This window comes from Vallicoccus soli, assembly GCF_003594885.1.
GTDB lineage: Bacteria > Actinomycetota > Actinomycetes > Motilibacterales > Motilibacteraceae > Vallicoccus > Vallicoccus soli.
Map to the genome: position 1 here is coordinate 139,076 of NZ_QZEZ01000003.1, position 14,947 is coordinate 154,022.

The following is a 14,947-nucleotide window of genomic DNA, read 5'->3' on the forward strand; positions in this document are numbered from 1 at the left end:
GTTGGGCAGGGACGTGCCCGACCTCGCCACCGTGCCGCTGTCCGTCCTCGAGCTGTCCCCGGTCCTGTCGGATCAGACGCCCCACGAGGCCCTCGAGGCCACCGTCGACGTGGCCCGGCTCGCCGAGGACCTGGGCGCCACGCGGTTCTGGCTCGCCGAGCACCACGGGATGCCGGGCATCGCCAGCTCGTCCCCGGCCGTGCTCCTCGCGCACGTCGCGGCGCGCACGTCGACCCTGCGGGTCGGCTCGGGCGGGGTCATGCTGCCCAACCACGCGCCGCTCGTCGTCGCCGAGCAGTTCGCGACCCTCGCGTCGCTGCACCCCGGCCGGGTCGACCTCGGCATCGGCCGCGCTCCCGGCACCGACGGCGCGACGGCCCGCGCCCTGCGGCGCACCGCGTCGCTGGGCGCCGAGGACTTCCCCGAGCAGCTCGGCGAGCTGCTCGGGTTCCTGCACGGCACGTTCCCCGAGGACCACCCGTACGCCCGCCTCGTCCTCGTCCCCGAGCTCGCGTCGGTCGAGGACGCCCCGCAGGTCTGGCTCCTCGGCTCCAGCGGCTACAGCGCCCAGGTGGCCGGGCTGCTCGGGCTGCGCTTCGCCTTCGCGCACCACTTCGCCGGCCAGGGCACGGAGGAGGCGCTCGCGCTCTACCGCGGCACGTTCCGGCCGTCGCGGCACCTCGACGCCCCGTACGCCATGGTCACCGCCACGGTCGTCTCCGCGCCCACCGACGAGGAGGCGCGGCACGTGGCGCGCACCGGGCAGCTCGCGATTCTGCGCCTGCGCACCGGTCGCCCGAGCCGCATGCCGACGCCCGAGGAGGCCGCGGCGCACGGTTGGACCGAGCTCGACCTCGCGATCGCCGAGCAGGCCTCGCTCGGGCACGTCGTCGGCGACCCCGCCGCCGTCCGCGCCGGGCTCGACGAGCTGGTGCAGCGCACCGCGCCCGACGAGCTCATGGTGACCACCCTGTCCGGGCGCCCCGCCGACCGGCTGCGCAGCCTGCGCACGGTCGCCGAGGTCACCGGGCGCCTGCCCGCGCCCGCCCCCGTCGCCTGACCCCCGCGACCCCTCCGCGGACGGCGCCCACCCTCCCCGCGAGGGGGACGGCGGCCACCCCTCCCGCCGCGGTCATGCGCGCAGGACCGCCACCCGTCGGCCGCGACCCTGCACGGAGGGCCGCCACCCGCCGGCCGCGACCCTGCGCGGACGTCGCCGCTCCACCCCCACCCGCCGCGATCATGCGCGGATGGCGGAGGCCGGCAGGCCCGGAGGGCGTGGGCGACGCCCCCGCGACCTGCCACGCCGAGCGCGCGAGATCACGGGGGTACGGAGGACCAGCTGCGCCATCCGCGCACGATCACGGCGGGGTGCGCCGGTGACGGGGCGGGCGCTACCCCAGCAGGTCGGCGACGCCGTGGATCACGAGCCCGGCGAGGGCGCCGACGACGGTGCCGTTGACCCGGATGTACTGCAGGTCCCGCCCGACCTGCAGCTCCACCTTGCGCGCGGTGCTGCGCGCGTCCCAGGCGGCGACGGTGTCGGTGATCAGCGTGAGGATCTCGTCGCGGTAGGTCGAGACGACGTACCCGACGAGGTCCTCCACCCGGGCGTCGACCTTGGCGCGCAGCGGCGCGTCGTCCTCGAGCCGGGCGCCGAGCGCGGCGAGCTCGTCGGTGATGCGCCGGCGCAGCTCGCTGTCCGGGTCGTCCACGAGCTCGAGCAGGGTGGTGCGCCCGGACTCGACGACCTGCGCGAACGAGCGGTGCACGGCGGGGTGCTCGGCGAGGGCGCGGACCTGGCCGTCCACGCGGGCGACGGTGGCCGCGTCCTGCTGCAGGTCGCGGGCGAGCTGGGCGAGGAAGCGGTCGATGGCGCCGCGCGCGTCGTGGGCGGGGTCGTCGCGGACGCCCGCCGCGATGCGGACCAGCTCGGCGTACAGCCGCTCGGACACGCGCTCGTCGAGCCAGCGCGGCGACCACGCCGGCGCCTGGGCGGTCATGAGGTCGAGCAGGCTCTCCCGGTTGGCGACGAGCCAGTCGTGGGTGCGCTCGGCGGCGAGGTCGACGAGCCCGTGGTGGGCGCCGTCGTCCACGACGCGGTCGAGCAGCCGGCCGAGGGCCGGCGCGACCGACGTGGTGCCCAGCCGGCGCAGGGCGGCGCGCTCGAGCACGCCGACGACCTGCTCGTCGCGCAGCAGCCCGGCCCCGGCCCGCACGACCCGGGCCAGCTCCTCGGTGACGCGCGCCGCGCCCTCGGGGCGCCGCAGCCAGCGGCCGAGCCGGCGCGTGACCTCGGCCCGGCGCAGCTTGCCGCGGACCACGTCCTCGGCGAGGAAGTTGGCGCCGACGAACTCCCCGAGGCTCGTGCCGAGCGCGTCCTTGCGGCGCGGGATGATCGCGGTGTGCGGGACGGGCACCCCCAGCGGGTGCCGGAACAGCGCCGTGACCGCGAACCAGTCGGCGAGCCCGCCGACCATCCCGGCCTCGGCGGCCGCCCGGGCGTAGCCGACCCAGGCGGGCCCGCCCTCCTCCTGCGCCCGCAGCACCAGCCAGAGCACCGCCGCCACGAGCAGCAGCCCGGTCGCGAAGGCCTTGTGCCGGCGCAGGCTGGTCCGCCGCGCCAGGTCGGCGGCGGAGAGCTCGGTGGGGTCGACGGGTGCGCGCACGCCCCGATCCTGCCGTGCCGCGGGACCGAGGGGCGCCGGCCCGCCGGTCAGGCCGCGACGAGCTCCTGCGCCCGCTCCTCGCGGCTCGCGAGGTGCTTGCGCACCGCGAGCTGCAGGAACAGCGCCCACACCGCGACGACGGCGAGGTAGACGAGCACCCGCAGGGCGCCGGTGACCTCGAGCGCCGCCATGAGCGTGCGGGCGTTCGTGATCATGAGCAGGCCGCCGACGCCGGCGCCGAGCACGTTCACGGGCAGGGCGCGCACGAGGTACGCCGCGAAGGGGGCGGCGACGACGCCGCCGATGAGCAGCCCGGCGACGCTGACGAGGTTGACGCCCTCGCCCCCGAGCCCGATGAGGAAGCCGACGCTCGCGGCGAGCGTCACGAGGAACTCGCTGGTGCTGACCGAGCCGATGACGGTGCGCGGCTGCACCCGCCCCGCCGAGAGCAGGGTCGAGGTCGCGACCGGGCCCCACCCGCCGCCGCCGGTGGCGTCGACGAAGCCGGCGGTGAGCCCCAGCGGGGCGAGGAAGCGGCGCGAGTGCGGCGGCTTGGGCTCGTGGACGGCGCGGACGCTCCGCAGCGCGAACTTCACGAGCACGTAGCCGCCGAGCACCGCGAGGACGAGCGCCATCCACGGCGCCGCGAGCTCGGTGCTGATGCGCGAGAGCAGGGTGGCGCCGGCGAACGCGCCGAGCGCGCCGGGGACGCCGAGGCTGAGCACGAGCCGCCAGTCGACGTTCTTGAACCGCCAGTGCGAGATGCCCGAGGCGAGCGTGGTGCCGAGCTCGGCCAGGTGCACGGACGCCGAGGCCGCGGCCGGGTTGAGCCCGCTGATGAGCAGCAGGCTCGTCGAGGTCACCCCGTACGCCATCCCGAGGGCGCCGTCGACGAGCTGCGCGCCGAGGCCGACGAGGACGAAGACGAGGAGCCGTTCCATGCGGGGGACCTTATCCCTACAGGTGCGCTAGGACTGACCGGAACGAGAACGTCACACAGCATTCACTCGACCAGCGCAGGCCGTCGCGGGTCGTCCACCCGCACGACGACGTCCGCGACCTCCTCGGGCAGCACCTCGGCGCCGTACCGCTCGAGGGCCGGCAGCGTCCAGCGCAGCTGCGGCGGCGTGCGGCGGGCCAGGGCCCCGGGGCCGAGCGCGAGGTGCACGACGAGGTCGAGCGCGAGCCAGCGCCCGAGCAGCGCCGTCCCGTCGAGGAGCAGGACGGCGCCGGGGGGCGCCTGCGCGTACGCCGCCCGCGTCGCCCGGTCCCGCTGCGCGTCCCAGAGGCTGGGCAGCCAGCGCCCCGTCCCACCCGGGTCCAGGGGGTCCAGCACCTCGCGGGCGAGCGCCCGGTCGTCGAGCCGGTCCTCGAGGTACGCGTCCGGGTCCTCCCGCCCGCGCTCGAGCCGCAGCGACGCGGGCCGCAGGAAGTCCTCCGCCGACACCCGCAGCGCCGCCCGCCCGCCGACGCGCACCGGGTCGACGAGCGCGTCGGCCAGGTCCGCGGGGCGCGCCGCCGGCGCGCCGTCGACGGCGACGCGCAGCCAGGCCCGCGGGCCGTGCGCGCGCTCGAGCTCCGCGGCCGCCGCGAGCACCCGCCCGGCGAGCTCCTCGACGAGCCGCTCGGGGGTCACGGGGCGCACCTGCACCCGCGCCATCCTGCCCGCCGCCGGCCGCCGCGCCGCCGTCGCCGCCGTCGCCGCCGCGCCGGCCGGCGCACCGGTCGAGCGGGGCGCCCCCGCGCGGGTAGGGTCGCCTGCTCGTGAGCGCCACCCTCGTCGCCAAGGACCTCGCCGCCGGGCACGGGGACCGCAGCCTCTTCAGCGGGCTGGACCTCGTCGTGGCCCCCGGCGACGTCGTGGGCCTCGTGGGGGCCAACGGGGCCGGCAAGTCCACGCTGCTGCGCCTGCTCGCCGGGCTCGAGCGACCGGAGCACGGCGCGGTGCGCCTCGACCCGCCGACGGCCACCGTCGGGCACCTGCCCCAGGAGCCCGAGCGGCGCCCCGGCGAGACGGTCGCCGCCCTGCTCGCCCGCCGCACCGGCGTCACCGCCGCCCAGCAGGAGCTCGACGCGACCACGGAGGCGCTGGCCCGCGGCGACGCGGGCGCCGACGACGCGTACGCCGTGGCCCTGGAGCGCTGGCTGGCCCTCGGCGGGGCCGACCTCGAGGAGCGCGCCGAGCAGGTCGCCGCCGACCTCGGCCTCGCCGTCGGGCTCGACGCGCCCATGACGAGCCTGTCCGGCGGGCAGGCGGCGCGCGCCGGGCTCGCGGCGCTGCTGCTCAGCCGCTACGACGTCCTCCTGCTCGACGAGCCCACGAACGACCTCGACCTCGACGGGCTGGAGCTCCTCGAGCGCTTCGTCGCGGGGCTGCGCTCGCCGGTCGTCCTCGTGAGCCACGACCGCGAGTTCCTCGCCCGCACCGTCACCGACGTCGTCGAGCTCGACCTCGCCCAGCAGCAGGTCAACGTCTACGGCGGCGGGTACGAGGCGTACCTCGAGGAGCGCGAGGTCGCCCGACGGCACGCGCGCGAGGCGTACGAGGAGTACGCCGGCACGCGCGCCGGGCTCGAGGCGCGGGCCCGCACGCAGCGGTCCTGGATGGAGAAGGGCGTGAAGAACGCCCGCCGCAAGGCGAGCGACAACGACAAGATCGGTCGCAAGTTCCGCAGCGAGGCGACGGAGAAGCAGGCGGCGAAGGCGCGCCAGACGGAGCGCCGGATCGAGCGGCTCGACGAGGTCGAGGAGCCGCGCAAGGAGTGGCAGCTGCAGATGAGCATCGCCGCGGCGCCGCGCGCGGGGGCCGTCGTGGCCACGCTGCGCGGGGCGGTGGTGCGCCGCGGCGGCTTCGTGCTGGGACCCGTCGACCTGCAGGTGGACTGGGCCGACCGCATCGCGATCACCGGCCCCAACGGCGCGGGCAAGTCCACGCTGCTCGCGACCCTGCTCGGCCGGCTCCCGCCGGACGAGGGCTCGGCCGCGCTGGGACCGGCCGTCGTCGTGGGCGAGGTCGACCAGGCGCGCGGCGCGTTCGTCGGCGCGGCGCCGCTCGCCGACGCCTTCGCCGCGCAGGTCCCGGACTGGCCGACCGCCGAGGTGCGCACGCTGCTGGCGAAGTTCGGGCTCGGCGCCGACCACGTGCTGCGCCCCGCGGGCACCCTGTCCCCCGGCGAGCGCACCCGCGCGGCGCTCGCGCTGCTGCAGGCGCGCGGGGTGAACCTCCTCGTCCTCGACGAGCCCACCAACCACCTCGACCTGCCGGCCATCGAGCAGCTCGAGCAGGCGCTGGGCTCGTACGAGGGCACCCTCCTGCTGGTCACGCACGACCGGCGGATGCTCGGCGCCGTCCGCACCACCCGCCGGCTCGTCGTGCGTGACGGAGGGGTGGCGGAGGAGGACGCTGCGGAGCAGGCTGGGGCCCCGGGCCGGGGCTGACCGGCCCGCGGCGGGGGCGCGCCCGGGCCCTCGTCCCACCTCGGCCAGGAGGCACCGGCATGGAGCACGCGCACGAGGACCGCGGGACGCGGCACGGCCCGCACGAGCAGGGCACCCCCCGCCGGGGCCTGCCCACGCGCTGGATGGCGGTCGGGCTCGCGGCGGCGGCCGCCGCCACGGCCACCGCCGTCGTGACGGGCGGCTCCGCGCAGGCGGAGCGGCCCGACGCCCGGACCACCCTGCGCCTGGCCGACGGGCGCGCCGTCGGCACGGTCGCCTTCTACGACGACCCGCGCCTGCAGCGCACCCAGGTCCGGGTGTCGCTGGACCTGCCGCGCGGGGTGACGCCGCTCAACGCCTTCCACGGCTTCCACGTCCACGCCAACGGCGACGGCGCGGGCTGCGTCGCGGACCCGTCGGCGCCGAGCAGCACCTGGTTCACCGCCGTCGGCGGGCACTACGCGCGCCCCGGCCAGCCCCACGCGTACCACGCGGGCGACATGCCCAGCCTGCTCGTCAACCGCGACGGCACCGTGAGCATGACCTTCACGACCGCGCGCTTCTCCCCCGAGCAGCTCGAGGGCCGGGCGGTCATCCTGCACGACGACGAGGACAACTTCGGCAACGTCCCGGTGGGCAGCGGCGCGGACGAGTACCGGCCGGGCCCGGACGCGCTCGCCGTCACGCGCAGCACCGGCAACGCGGGCGACCGCATCGCCTGCGGCGTCGTGCGCCGCTGAGCGGCCTCCGCGGCCGGGGCGTCAGGCGGCGGGCGCCCCGGTCCGGGCGGGCCCGGCGGGGGTCAGCGCGTGGACGACCTTGCGCTCGGCGACGAACGAGGCGAAGGGCACGGTGCCCGCGAGCACGACGAGCAGCGAGCGCCCGAGCCCCCAGCGCGCCTTGTAGCAGAGCACGCCGGCGGCGAGGACGTAGAGGATGTAGATCCAGCCGTGGGCGATGCCCACGACGCTCACCAGGGTGCCGTCGTCGCCGAGGTACTTCATCGGCATCGCGACGAGGACGAGCACGAGGAGCAGGACGCCGGTGACGTAGGCCATGGCGCGGTAGCGCAGCAGGTCGCCGGGCGTGACGCCCGCGCCGCGGTCGGCGCGGTCCGTGCGGGACGGGGTCGTGGGAGCGCCGGGGGTCACGGCACCGAGGCTAGCCCGCCGCGCCCGGGTGCGCCCCGCGCGCGCGTGTGCGGCTGCTCACCCGCTGCGCGGGCGGCCCCCGGTGGGGCGACGGGTTAGGTTCGGAGGGTGCTCCGCGTGCTGCTCGCCCCCCGGTGGCTGGCGCTGCACGCCCTGCTCGTCGTGGCGGTCACCACCTGCGCGGTCCTTGGCTGGTGGCAGTGGCGGGCGTTCCGCGCCGAGTCCGTCGCGCAGCCGGTGGCCCCCGCGGCGGCCCGACCGATCGCCGAGGTGCTCGGCCCGGCGACGCCGCTCGACGGCACGACGGCCGGGCAGCGGGTCGCCGTCGAGGGGACGTACGACCCCGCGGAGCAGCTGGTGGTCCCCGGCCGGGAGCTCGACGGCCGCGTCGGCGTGCACGTCGTGACCCCCCTGCGGACCGCGGACGGCGTCGTCGTGGTCCGCCGCGGCTGGGCCCCGTCGGCGCAGGACCCCGCGGCCGCGGTGCCGCGCGGCGAGGTCCGCCTCACCGGGGTGCTGCACCCCAGCGAGGACCGCGCGCTCGACGCCACCCGCGGCGCGCGCCCGGGACCGGGCGAGGTGCCGGTGCTCACGACGACCGAGCTGCACGTCGCGCTGCCGTACGCGCCGCGCGAGCTCTACGACGGCTTCCTCGAGCTGACGACGCAGGACCCGCCGCCGCGGCTCGCGCTGGTGACGAGCGAGCCGCAGTTCGCCTCGGGCGGGGCCGGGCGCTGGCAGAACCTGTCGTACGTCGGCCAGTGGTGGGTCTTCGGGCTCGCGGCGGTCGGCTTCTGGCTCGCCTTCGTGCGCAGCGCCCTGCGCACGCGGCGCGAGGAGCTGGAGGATGCCGCGTACGAGGAGTGGTCGCGCCGGCCCGACGGGGGCCGGGCCGCCACCGGCTGAGGAGGATCCGTGGCGGGGTCGAGGGGGGTGACGCGGCGCGCGCTGCTCACCGGGGGCGCGGGGCTGCTCGTCGGGGGCGCCGCGGTGGTGGGCGCGGACGCCGCGACGGGCGGGCGGCTGCGCGGGCGGGTCGCCCGCGAGCTGGCCGACGAGGGCCCGGCGGGCGTCGTGCCGGACGTGCCGCAGGGCCGGGTGCGCCTCGAGCGGGTGCGCTCGCGCGCCCGCGGGCGCGAGGTCGGCCTCTGGACCGCGGCGCCCCACGGGCACGGCGACGGCGCGGGGCTGCCGGTCGTCCTCGTGCTGCACGGCGCGAGCGCCACGACCGCCGACCTCGAGCGCTTCGGCTTCGCCCGGTTCCTCACCGCGGCCGTCCGCGACGGGGCGCCGCCGTTCGTCCTCGCCGGCGCCGACGGCGGGCGCACCCGGTGGGAGGGCGACGGCGCCGCGGACGACCCGCAGCGCATGCTCGCCGAGGAGCTCCCCGGGTGGTGCGCGGAGCGCGGCTTCGACGCGGGGCGGGCCGCGGCCTACGGCTGGTCGATGGGCGGGTACGGCGCGCTGCGCGCCCTCGCCCTGCGCCCGGGCGGGCTGCGCGCCGTCGCGGCCCTGAGCCCGGCCGTCGCGCGGGACGACGCCCTGCTCGAGGAGGCCGCGACGCTCGACGGCCGGCGGGTCGGGCTGTGGTGCGGCACCGCCGACCCGCTGCTGCCGGCGGTGCAGGAGCTCGCGGAGCGCGTCGGCGGGGGCGGACCGGCCGTCGCCGCCTGGGCGCCGGGCGCGCACCGGCGCCGCTACTGGGACCGGGTCACGCCCGACGCGCTGCGGTTCCTCGCCGCCGCGCTGGCCGTCGGCTGAGGGCGGCTCAGTAGCGCCCGCCCGAGGGCCGCGCCCCCGTGCGGGCGGTGCGGCGGCTGTCGATCTGGCGGCGCACCGCGCGGTAGACGCGGGGGGCCGCCCAGGCGACGACGGCGCGGGTGATCATCTTGCGCATGCTGGGCCTCCATCGGCTCGGGGGGGACGGGGTGTCCGCTGCACCCCGTCCTACCCCGGCCGGGCGCGGCTCAGCCCTGCCCGCGGGCCGCCTGCCGGGCGCGGTACGCCGCGCGCTTGTCCTCGAAGCGCTGCGCGTTGCGGTCGAGGCCCTGCATGAACTCGGCGAGCTGCTGGCGCGCCTTCTCGCCCTCGCCGGACAGGCCCTCGCGCTCGAAGACCTTCCACTTGCGCAGGACCGGCATCAGCACCTCGTCGTGGTGGATGCGCAGGTCGTAGATGCCCGCCATGGCGATCTGCACCGAGCGGCGGGTGAAGCCCTCGATCGTGCTGCCGGGCATCTGGAAGTCCGAGACGACGTCCCAGATGGCCTTCATGGTCTCGTCGGGCGCCAGCTCGAGCGCCTTCTCCATGAGGTTCCGGTAGAAGACCATGTGCAGGTTCTCGTCGACCGCGATGCGCGCGAGGAGCTGGTCGCAGAACGGGTCGGCGCTGAACTTGCCGGTGTTGCGGTGCGAGATGCGGGTCGCGAGCTCCTGGAAGGAGACGTAGGCGACCGTGTGCAGCATGTCGACGTCGAAGGAGCTCTCGAAGCCCTGCGTCATGTGCACCATGCGCTCGCGCTCGAGCGCCACCGGGTCGACGGCCCGCGTGGTGAGCAGGTAGTCGCGGATGGCCATGCCGTGCCGGCCCTCCTCCGCCGTCCAGCGGCCGACCCAGGTGCCCCACGCGCCGTCGGCGCCGAAGGACTCGTAGATCTCGCGGTGGTAGCTCGGGAGGTTGTCCTCGGTGAGGAGGTTGACCACGAGCGCCGTGCGGGCGGTCTCGGACAGCTTCGACTGCGTGACGTCCCACGGCATCCCGTCGAGCACCCCGTCGAAGTTCCGGCCCTCCGTCCACGGGATGTACTCGTGGGGCATCCACTCCTTGGCCACCTTGAGGTGGCGCTCGAGCTCGACCTCCACGACGGGCTCGAGCTCGTGCAGGAGCTGGGTCTGCGTCCAACCGGCCATGCGGTCGACCTCCTTCTTACGTCCGCGTAGGTTACGCAACCGTAGGTCACGCTCCCCGCAACCCGCTACCCCTCCCCCCGAGACGCGCACCACAAGCCTGCGCGGGCATGCTGGCCCGGTGGACCAGGACGACGTACGCGTGCGGGGCGGGCTCGTCGTGCCCGCCCGCGAGCTGCGCTGGCGGTTCTCCCGCGCGTCCGGCCCCGGCGGGCAGTCGGTCAACACCTCGGACTCGCGGGTCGAGCTCTCGTACGACCTCGCCCGCTCCCCCGCGCTGCCGCCGGTCCTGCGCGAGCGGGCCCTGCGGGCGCTCGCGGGCCGGCTGGCCGGCGGCGTCCTCACCGTCGCCGCCTCCGAGCACCGGTCGCAGCTGCGCAACCGCGAGGCCGCGCGCGAGCGGCTCGCGGCGCTGCTGCGCGAGGCCTTGGCGCCGCCGCCGCGGGCGCGGCGCCCCACCCGGCCGGGCCGCGGCGCGGTGGAGCGGCGCCTGCAGGACAAGCGCGCGCGCTCGCGCACGAAGGACCTGCGCCGCCGTCGCGCGGGCGAGGAGTAGCCGGCCCGCGGGTGGTTATGGTGGTGGGGCGCCGGTCCGGTCATGGCCCCGGGCCCAACCTTCGCCGCTGCGAGCGGCCACGTGCCGAGAGGCGCCTGCCGGGCCGGCGCACCCAGCTCCCGGACTGACTCGGTCCCCCGGCGCCGCGCCGTCCCGGGTGGCAGGGTGTCCCCCGTGCCGTCGACCGCCCTGCCGCCGAGCGCCGCGCCGCGCAACGGCGCCGTCTCCTTCTGGTACGCCGCGACCGGCCTCCCGCCACGCCGGGCGCCGCTGCCGGGCCCGCGCGAGGCCGACGTGTGCATCGTCGGCGGGGGCTACACCGGGCTGTGGACGGCGTACTACCTGCTGCGCGCGGACCCTGCGCTGCGCGTCGTGGTCCTCGAGCGCGAGTTCTGCGGGTACGGCGCCTCGGGCCGCAACGGCGGCTGGGTCACCGCGGCGCTGGCCGGCACCCGCACCCGCTTCGCGGCGACGCACGGGCGCGAGGGAGTGGTCGCCCTGCAGCGGGCCATGGAGGCCACGGTCGACGAGGTGCTGCGGGTCGCGCGCGAGGAGGGCGTCGACTGCGACGCGGTCAAGGGCGGGGAGCTCACGGTGGCGCGGACCCCCGCGCAGCTCGCGCGGCTGCGGGCGGCGGTGGCCGAGGACCACGCCTGGGGCGCCACCGACCACGTCCTGCTCGACGCCGACGAGACCGCCCGCCGCGTGCGCGTCGAGGGCGCGCTCGGCGGCTCGTGGACGCCGCACTGCGCGCGGGTGCAGCCGGCGAAGCTCGTGCGCGGCCTCGCCGCGGTCGTCGAGGGCCTCGGCGCGGCGGTGCACGAGTCGACGCCCGTGACGCGGGTCGAGCCGGGGCGGGCCGTGACCCCGTACGGCGACGTCGTCGCCCCCGTCGTCCTGCGCGCCACCGAGGGCTTCACCGCGCGGCTGCCCGGGCTGCGCCGCACCTGGCTGCCCATGAACTCCTCGATGGTGGTCACCGCGCCGCTGGGCGACGCCCGGTGGGCCGCGATCGGGTGGGACGGCTGCGAGACCCTCGGCGACGCCGCCCACGCGTACGTCTACGCCCAGCGCACGGCCGACGGGCGGATCGCGCTCGGCGGGCGCGGGGTGCCGTACCGGTACGCCAGCCGGACGGACGCCGACGGGGCGACGCCCGCCACGACCGTGCGCCAGCTGCAGGGGGTGCTCGCGCGGATGTTCCCCGCCGCCGCGGACGTGCCGCTCGAGCACGCCTGGTCCGGGGTGCTCGCCGTGCCCCGCGACTGGTGCTCTACGGCCGGCCTCGACCCGCGCACCGGCCTCGGCTGGGCCGGCGGCTACGTCGGGCACGGCGTCGCCACCGCCAACCTCGCCGGGCGCACCCTGCGCGACCTCGCGCTCGCGCACCTCGGCGGCGGCCCGGCGGGCACCGCGCTGACCCGCCTGCCCTGGGTGGGCCGGCGGGTCCGCGGCTGGGAGCCGGAGCCGCTGCGGTGGCTCGGGGTTCAGGCGCTGTACGCGGCGTACCGCTCGGCCGACCGGCTCGAGGAGGCCAGGGGCGGCTCCACGTCGACCGTGGCGAGGGTCGCCGACGTCGTCTCCGGGCGGCACTGAGCCGCCCGGCGGGCGGCCGCCACCAGCGACAGCGTCCACAGGTGCACGCCCGTCTGCAGCGCGGCCGGCACGCAGACCGCGGCCTCCCCGCGCAGGGCGCCGTACGCCGCCCAGGTCGCCGCGCACGCCACCGTGGCCACGAGGCCCGGCAGGGAGATGCCGCTGACGTCCGCCCCGCGCTCGCGCAGCAGGTGGAGCAGCTGCGGCAGGGTGCTGCCCACGCCGACGACGGCGCCGAGCAGGCCGACGGCACCCGCCCCGCCCGACACCGCGGCCGCGCCGACGAGCCCCAGCCAGGCGGCCAGGCCGGACGCGTACGACGACGCGGTCTCGCGCGCCTCGGCCGAGAGCCGGAGCAGCGCGACGAGCTGCGCGACGCCCATCGCGCCGACGACGGCGTTGGTGACGAGCTGCGCCGGGTCGAGGGTCACCACCCCGTAGACCAGCCAGCACGCGCTCATCGCGACGCCCAGCCAGAACCGCGCCGGCGGCAGCCCCGCGACCTCGCCGCGCCCGCACGTGCGCCACAGCTGCGGCAGCCCGCACGTCATGCTCAGCGCCGACGCGAGGGTGCCCAGGACCGGGACGAGCGGCGGGAGGGCGGGCAGGGCGACGGGCAGGTCGAGCGGGGGCAGCACGGGGGGTCCTTCCGGGCACGGGGTCCGTCCCCGGGTTCGCCCGGTGACGCGGTCCCCTGTCCCTCGTCCGGCCCCGCCCCGGGCTGGAGCCCCCGCTCGGCGTCGGGTGGGTCACACCCTCCCGAGGGCACCCGGTCCCGGGTCCGCGGCCCCCGCCGGCGCGGCGCTCAGGCGACGCCCCACTGCCCGGGCCGGGCCGCCGACGGCCGGGTGCCGTCCACGCTGCTCCCCCCGGTGCCGTCGTCGCTGCCGTCGTCGCTGCCGTCGTCGCTGCCGCCGTCGCTGCCGTCGTCGCTGCCGCCGTCGCTGCCGCCGCCCCAGCCGCCCGGCCCGTGCGGGCCGCGACCCGGGCCGCCGACGGGACCGGAGCGCTCGACCAGCGCCTCGACCCGCTCGCGCAGGCCGTCGGCGCGCTCGTCCGCCTCCTCCTGGGTGAGATCGCCCTCCTGCACCTCCTCGGCGAGGTGCTCCTGCGCCGCGGCGACGAGGGCGTCGACGACCGCCGACACCTCGACGCCCCGCTCCTGCGCGACGTCCGCGAGGCTGGAGCCCTCGCGCAGGGCCGTGAGCAGCTCGTCCTCGGTGACCCCGAGCGCCTCGGCGGCCGCGTCCAGCGCCGGCGGGCCGCCGAGCCCGCCCGGACCGCCGCGGTGCCCGCCCGGCCCGCGCCCGAGCGGCGCGTCGGCGAGCGCGTCGGCGACCTCGTCGGCCTGCGCGTCGCTGAGCGTGCCGTCGTCGACGAGGCCCTGCAGGGCCTCGCGCACCGCGCCCACCCGGTCCGCGAGCGCGCTCGCGCCGTCCGTCGCCGCCACGGCCGTGCCGCCCAGCCCCACCGCCGCGAGCGCCACCAAGCCCATCCCCGCCACTACCCTGCCCGTCGTCCTGCGCACGGTCCGCTCCCCTCCGTCGGGGGCCGGCGGCGGTCCCGCCGGCCCTGCGCACGAGGTTCGGCGGCCGGCCTGTCAGGGGGCTGTGAGCGGCCTGGGTCGCGGCTGCGAGCCGCGGGCCTCAGCCGCTCTTGCGCCGGAACTGGCGCTGCTGGCGCGCCGGGCCGGTCGAGGCGTGCGGCGCGCCGCCGCGGCGGGCACCCTCCTCGCCGGCGCCCCCGCCGTGGCGGTGGCGCTTGCGCTCGAGGGCCTCCTCGAAGCGCCGGCGCACGTCGTCCCCGCCCGACGCGCCCTGCGCGGGCGGCGTGGGGGCGCCGCCGGGCTCGCTCGCGCCCTGGGCGGCCGGCGCCGGGTCGGGGACCTGCTCGGCGGGGGCGGTCGGCTCGGTGCTCATGCGGTGCTCCCTGTCGCTGGCGGTGACCCACCCTGGCACCGCGCCCGGGCCGGGCACCACCCGGTACCGGCCGGGCCCCGCCCGGGGGGGCACCATGGGCGGCCGCGCACCCCGCACCCCGGACCCGCGCCCCTGGACCCCGCACCCCCGCCCCGCACCCGTACGGAGAGGCCGCCCGTGGACGTCGACGCCCTGCCCGAGCCCGCGGTCCGCGCGCTCAACGCCGAGGACCGCGCCCGGGTGGTGGACCTGCTCCTCACCTGCTGCGCCGCCCCGGCCTGGGCGGCGGCGGTGGCGGACCGGCGCCCGTACGCCTCCGCGGAGCACCTGCTCTCCACCGCGCGCGCGGAGCTGGAAGCCCTGCCCGAGGACGAGGTGGACCGTGCCCTCGCCGCGCACCCGCGCCTCGGCGAGGTGCCCCCCGGGTCGGCCGGGGCGCTGGCCCGCGCCGAGCAGGCCGGCGTGGCGGGGTCCGACCCGCAGGCGCGCGCGCTGCTGGCGCGGGCCGTGGAGCGCTACGAGCAGCGCTTCGGCCACCGGTTCCTCGTGCACGCCACGGGGCGCGGGGCGGCCGAGCTGGTCGGCGTCGCGAAGCTGCGCACGACGAACGCCCCGGCCTTCGAGCGGCAGGTGGTGCGCCGCGAGCTCGGCGAGGTCACGCTCCAGCGCCTGCGCGGGCTGCTGCGGGTCGGCTGACCCGCAGCGGCCCGCG

Annotated in this window: 17 protein-coding genes; 8 read left to right on the forward strand and 9 right to left on the reverse strand. The window is 78.2% G+C overall.

The features are described from left to right. Position 1: 1 nt before the first annotated feature. The gene (locus tag D5H78_RS08845; RefSeq protein ID WP_119950069.1) at positions 2 to 1,060 is read left to right on the forward strand and encodes an LLM class flavin-dependent oxidoreductase; all 1,059 of its coding nucleotides are present in this window, start codon (positions 2 to 4) and stop codon (positions 1,058 to 1,060) included. A gap of 334 nt (positions 1,061 to 1,394) precedes the next feature. Here D5H78_RS08845 and D5H78_RS08850 read toward each other — a convergent pair whose 3' ends face one another. From D5H78_RS08850 to D5H78_RS08860, 3 genes are all read right to left on the reverse strand, one after another. After that, complete coding sequence (locus D5H78_RS08850) at positions 1,395 to 2,669, reverse strand: DUF445 domain-containing protein (RefSeq protein WP_119950070.1); 1,275 nt, start codon at positions 2,667 to 2,669, stop codon at positions 1,395 to 1,397. 47 nt (positions 2,670 to 2,716) lie between these two features. Further along, entirely contained in the window at positions 2,717 to 3,610 is an 894-nt protein-coding gene (locus tag D5H78_RS08855; RefSeq protein WP_119950071.1) for a sulfite exporter TauE/SafE family protein, read from the reverse strand. 62 nt (positions 3,611 to 3,672) lie between these two features. Further along, positions 3,673 to 4,320, reverse strand: coding sequence for a nucleoside/nucleotide kinase family protein (locus D5H78_RS08860; RefSeq protein ID WP_119950072.1), 648 nt, complete (start codon positions 4,318 to 4,320; stop codon positions 3,673 to 3,675). A 113-nt stretch (positions 4,321 to 4,433) separates the two neighbouring features. Here D5H78_RS08860 and D5H78_RS08865 point away from each other — a divergent pair, with 113 nt between their 5' ends. Next, entirely contained in the window at positions 4,434 to 6,107 is a 1,674-nt protein-coding gene (locus D5H78_RS08865) for an ABC-F family ATP-binding cassette domain-containing protein (protein ID WP_119950073.1), read from the forward strand. Between the two features lie 59 nt (positions 6,108 to 6,166). Then, entirely contained in the window at positions 6,167 to 6,847 is a 681-nt protein-coding gene (locus tag D5H78_RS08870; RefSeq protein WP_119950074.1) for a superoxide dismutase family protein, read from the forward strand. Positions 6,848 to 6,868: 21 nt separating this feature from the next. On the opposite strand, the gene D5H78_RS08875 is transcribed toward D5H78_RS08870, so the two are convergent. Next, entirely contained in the window at positions 6,869 to 7,258 is a 390-nt protein-coding gene (locus D5H78_RS08875; RefSeq protein WP_218566404.1) for a DUF3817 domain-containing protein, read from the reverse strand. A gap of 117 nt (positions 7,259 to 7,375) precedes the next feature. On the opposite strand from D5H78_RS08875, the gene D5H78_RS08880 reads away from it, so the two are divergent. Together D5H78_RS08880 and D5H78_RS08885 are read left to right on the forward strand one after the other, a co-directional pair. After that, the gene (locus D5H78_RS08880; RefSeq protein WP_165865672.1) at positions 7,376 to 8,164 is read left to right on the forward strand and encodes an SURF1 family protein; all 789 of its coding nucleotides are present in this window, start codon (positions 7,376 to 7,378) and stop codon (positions 8,162 to 8,164) included. A 9-nt stretch (positions 8,165 to 8,173) separates the two neighbouring features. Further along, positions 8,174 to 9,019 carry an alpha/beta hydrolase gene (locus D5H78_RS08885; protein WP_218566405.1) on the forward strand — a complete coding sequence of 282 codons (846 nt, stop codon included), beginning with the start codon at positions 8,174 to 8,176 and terminating at the stop codon, positions 9,017 to 9,019. A gap of 7 nt (positions 9,020 to 9,026) precedes the next feature. On the opposite strand, the gene D5H78_RS20255 is transcribed toward D5H78_RS08885, so the two are convergent. Beyond that, positions 9,027 to 9,155, reverse strand: coding sequence for a hypothetical protein (locus tag D5H78_RS20255; protein ID WP_281268682.1), 129 nt, complete (start codon positions 9,153 to 9,155; stop codon positions 9,027 to 9,029). Positions 9,156 to 9,225: 70 nt separating this feature from the next. Next, a complete protein-coding gene (locus D5H78_RS08890) occupies positions 9,226 to 10,167 on the reverse strand; it encodes an acyl-ACP desaturase (RefSeq protein ID WP_119950077.1) in 942 nt (313 codons plus the stop codon). 118 nt (positions 10,168 to 10,285) lie between these two features. Here D5H78_RS08890 and arfB point away from each other — a divergent pair, with 118 nt between their 5' ends. Then, the gene (arfB, locus tag D5H78_RS08895) at positions 10,286 to 10,720 is read left to right on the forward strand and encodes an alternative ribosome rescue aminoacyl-tRNA hydrolase ArfB (RefSeq protein WP_218566406.1); all 435 of its coding nucleotides are present in this window, start codon (positions 10,286 to 10,288) and stop codon (positions 10,718 to 10,720) included. 174 nt (positions 10,721 to 10,894) lie between these two features. Further along, entirely contained in the window at positions 10,895 to 12,316 is a 1,422-nt protein-coding gene (locus D5H78_RS08900; RefSeq protein ID WP_218566407.1) for an NAD(P)/FAD-dependent oxidoreductase, read from the forward strand. Here D5H78_RS08900 and D5H78_RS08905 read toward each other — a convergent pair. From D5H78_RS08905 to D5H78_RS08915, 3 genes are all read right to left on the reverse strand, one after another. Further along, complete coding sequence (locus tag D5H78_RS08905; protein WP_119950080.1) at positions 12,208 to 12,954, reverse strand: SemiSWEET family transporter; 747 nt, start codon at positions 12,952 to 12,954, stop codon at positions 12,208 to 12,210. The genes D5H78_RS08900 and D5H78_RS08905 overlap by 109 nt on opposite strands. Before the next feature lie 167 nt (positions 12,955 to 13,121). Next, on the reverse strand, positions 13,122 to 13,802 hold the full coding sequence (locus D5H78_RS08910) for a hypothetical protein (RefSeq protein WP_119950081.1): 681 nt from the start codon (positions 13,800 to 13,802) through the stop codon (positions 13,122 to 13,124). Positions 13,803 to 13,962: 160 nt separating this feature from the next. Beyond that, positions 13,963 to 14,235, reverse strand: a complete 273-nt coding sequence (locus tag D5H78_RS08915; RefSeq protein ID WP_133412025.1) for a DUF5302 domain-containing protein — start codon at positions 14,233 to 14,235, stop codon at positions 13,963 to 13,965. A gap of 177 nt (positions 14,236 to 14,412) precedes the next feature. Between D5H78_RS08915 and uraD the strand changes: the two genes are divergently transcribed. Beyond that, on the forward strand, positions 14,413 to 14,931 hold the full coding sequence (gene uraD / locus D5H78_RS08920; protein WP_218566408.1) for a 2-oxo-4-hydroxy-4-carboxy-5-ureidoimidazoline decarboxylase: 519 nt from the start codon (positions 14,413 to 14,415) through the stop codon (positions 14,929 to 14,931). The last annotated feature ends 16 nt before the right edge of the window (positions 14,932 to 14,947 follow it).